Origin of the sequence: Neisseria sp. HMSC067H09, from assembly GCF_001814135.1 — a bacterium.
Classification (GTDB): Bacteria; Pseudomonadota; Gammaproteobacteria; order Burkholderiales; family Neisseriaceae; genus Neisseria.
On the sequence record NZ_KV814939.1, the window covers coordinates 1 to 2,918 of the forward strand.

Annotated in this window: 4 protein-coding genes; all 4 read left to right on the forward strand. The window is 54.3% G+C overall.

The annotated features are described in order from the left end of the window. Window positions 1-1,166: transferrin-binding protein-like solute binding protein (locus tag HMPREF2954_RS13300; protein ID WP_321178162.1), on the forward strand; the 1,166-nt coding region annotated here is incomplete at its 5' end. Window positions 1,167-1,299: 133 nt separating this feature from the next. Continuing rightward, window positions 1,300-1,527, forward strand: coding sequence for an exodeoxyribonuclease VII small subunit (locus HMPREF2954_RS09610; RefSeq protein ID WP_029609485.1), 228 nt, complete (start codon window positions 1,300-1,302; stop codon window positions 1,525-1,527). Further along, the gene (locus tag HMPREF2954_RS09615) at window positions 1,511-2,407 is read left to right on the forward strand and encodes a polyprenyl synthetase family protein (protein ID WP_045072344.1); all 897 of its coding nucleotides are present in this window, start codon (window positions 1,511-1,513) and stop codon (window positions 2,405-2,407) included. The genes HMPREF2954_RS09610 and HMPREF2954_RS09615 overlap by 17 nt, the downstream gene beginning before the upstream one ends. Window positions 2,408-2,434: 27 nt before the next feature. Continuing rightward, entirely contained in the window at window positions 2,435-2,851 is a 417-nt protein-coding gene (locus HMPREF2954_RS09620) for a nuclear transport factor 2 family protein (RefSeq protein WP_045072345.1), read from the forward strand. Window positions 2,852-2,918 lie beyond the last annotated feature (67 nt).

Below are 2,918 nucleotides of genomic sequence, written 5' to 3' on the forward strand. Positions count from 1 at the left end.
CTGCCAAAGCTAAAGCCAAGGCTGAAGCGGAACGAAAAGCTGCGGAAGAAACCGCTAAAGCTAAAGCCGAAGCTGAACGCAAAGCTGCCGAAGAAGCTGCCAAAGCTAAAGCCAAGGCTGAAGCGGAACGTAAAGCTGCGGAAGAAGCTGCTAAAGCTAAAGCAGAAGCCGAGCGCAAAGCTGCAGAAGAAGCAGCCAAAGCTAAAGCAGAAGCCGAACGCAAGGCCGCTGAAGAGGCTGCCAAAGCTAAAGCCAAGGCTGAAGCGGAACGTAAAGCGGCTGAGGAAGCTGCAAAAGCCAAAGCTGAAGAAGAACGCAAGGCCGCTGAAGAGGCTGCCAAAGCTAAAGCCGAAGCTGAACGTAAAGCTGCTGAAGAAGCTGCAAAAGTTAAAGCTGAAGAAGAACGCAAGGCCGCTGAAGAAGCCGCTAAAGCTAAAGCTGAAGAAGAACGCAAGGCCGCTGAAGAAGCCGCTAAAGCTAAAGCTGAAGAAGAACGCAAAGCCGCTGAAGAAGTTACCCCAAAAGCGGAGGTTGCTCCGGCTATGCGATCAATCGGCGGTTTTTACACCATGTTGTCGGTTGACGGTGCCGATAACAAAGTGATTAACAGAGTGGGTAATCCTGATGTCCTCGAAGTCAACGGACAAAAAATCAACCTGCTGCCACAAACATTTGACGCGGCAAACGGTATGCTGTCCTTATCGGATAACAAAATTATCCGCGCCATCGGTACGCATCTGCAATACGGCCATTACGGTTTTTACGGAAGCAAAAAGGACAACGGCGAGCTCAATTCATCCCTGGTGTTCTACCAAGGTCTGATGACGCCTGTCGAAGCCATGCCGCAAACCGGTTCGGCTATCTACCAAGGCAATGCGTTCTACAATGACGTATCCAACATCAACACTGTCGGCTCATCCCTGTTCAATGTTGATTTTGGTGAAAAATCGCTGACCGGCGGTGTTTATTCGGCAGAAGGACGTTTTAACCCCGTAATGCTCCAGGCCAATATCGCCGGTAACCGTTTTGTTTATGTGGACGGGACAACTAAAAACAGTATGTCGGGCATTTTCCTGGGTCCGCAGGCGGAAGAAATGGCCGGCCGCTTCGATCATCCGAGCGAAGGCAAGAGCGGTACTTTCGGCGCCGCCATGCTGAAAGACTGATTTTTACCGTATCATCAGCTCAAAAGGTCGTCTGAAAACTTGGAAATCAGGTTTTCAGACGACCTTTTTCCGTTCCCGTCCAAGAAGCAGCCCATAAAATGCTACAATACCGCTTTGATTTTTTGCCCGCATCATCATGAAAAAAGCCCCAAAATCCTTTGAAGAAGCCCTCGCCCGCCTCGAAACCCTGACCCAGTCCATGCAAAGCAGCGAAATGCCGCTGGAAGACGCTCTGGCAGCCTATCAGGAAGGCAACGAGCTTGTCAGATACTGCCAAACCAAGCTGGCGGAAGTCGAACAAAAGCTGCAAGTATTGGACGCGGGCGAACTGAAGGAGCTGAACCTTGAACCCGGCGAATGAATTGAAAGCATGGCAGCAAAAAGCCCAAGCGCAGACCGAATTGCTGCTGGAGCGTTTCCTGCCGTCTGAAAACCAAGTGCCGCACACGCTGCACGAAGCCATGCGTTACGTTACCCTCGGCGGCGGCAAACGGCTGCGCCCGCTCTTGGTGCTCGCCGCGTCCGAATTGGGCGATGCCGACCAAAACGCCGTCGAACAAGCCATGGCGGCGATTGAAATGGTGCACGTCTATTCCTTGGTACACGACGATATGCCCGCCATGGACAACGACAGTCTGCGGCGCGGCAAACCGACCTGCCATGTGAAATACGACGAAGCCACCGCCCTTTTGGTCGGCGACGCGCTGCAAACCCAAGCCTTCGACGTATTGAGCCGTCCGACCGGACTGCCCGCCGAACGCCAAATCGCCATGTTGTCCACGCTCGCCAAAGCATCCGGCAGCCTCGGCATGGCGGGCGGACAAGCCATCGACCTTGCCAACGTCGGCAAAGCCATGAATCAGGCGCAGTTGGAACAGATGCACAGCCTCAAAACCGGCGCCCTCATCCGCGCTGCCGTCATATTGGGCGCGCTTGCCTGCCCCGATTTGGATTCAGACGACGTCCGCACCTTAGACAACTACGCCGCCAAACTCGGCTTGGCATTCCAAGTCATCGACGACGTGTTGGACTGCGAAGCCGATACCGCCACCTTGGGCAAAACCGCCGGCAAAGACAGCGACAACGACAAACCGACCTACGTCAAACTGATGGGCCTGCAAGCCGCCCGCGCCTATGCCGAAACCCTGACCGCAGAAGCCGTCGCCCTGCTCGAACCCTTCGGCGCAAAAGCCCTGCATCTGCGGCTGCTGGCGGAATTTGTTACTGCGCGGAAAAATTAGAGTCCGGCAGACCGAAAAACGGCCTTTATGAACGATTTCGAACGCATTTACAACGACTGGCACGAGTTTGCCAAAAACCGCGACACCGCCCGACTGATCAGCCTGTATGACGACAACGCCGTTTTCGAAAGCCCGCTCGTTCCCCTTATCATGCAGCGGCAAAGCGGCATTTTGCGCGGCAAAGCCGACATCCTGGCTTTTTTAGAAGAAGGAACGCGCCGCCGACCGAATGAATTGGTACGCTGGTATCGCAACGGCACGCATTTCACGACGGGGGACACGCTGGTTTGGGAATACCCGCGCGAAACGCCCGACGGCGATCAAGTGGATATTTTGGAACTCATGCAGATTGCCGGCGGAAAAATCGTCCATCACCGCATTTACTGGGGCTGGTTCGGCACGCAGATGCTGATTCGTTCGGCACTGAACCGTGCGGCGGAATAATCCGCGAAAAGAAGAAGAGGTCGTCTGAACCCCAAAATAGGTTTGAACTGCACCCCAAAAGTTGGAC

Bases quoted from the DNA above. Each gene is read 5' to 3' on its own strand.
- HMPREF2954_RS09620 (WP_045072345.1), top strand. From the start codon at position 2,435: ATGAACGATTTCGAACGCATTTACAACGACTGGCACGAGTTTGCCAAA.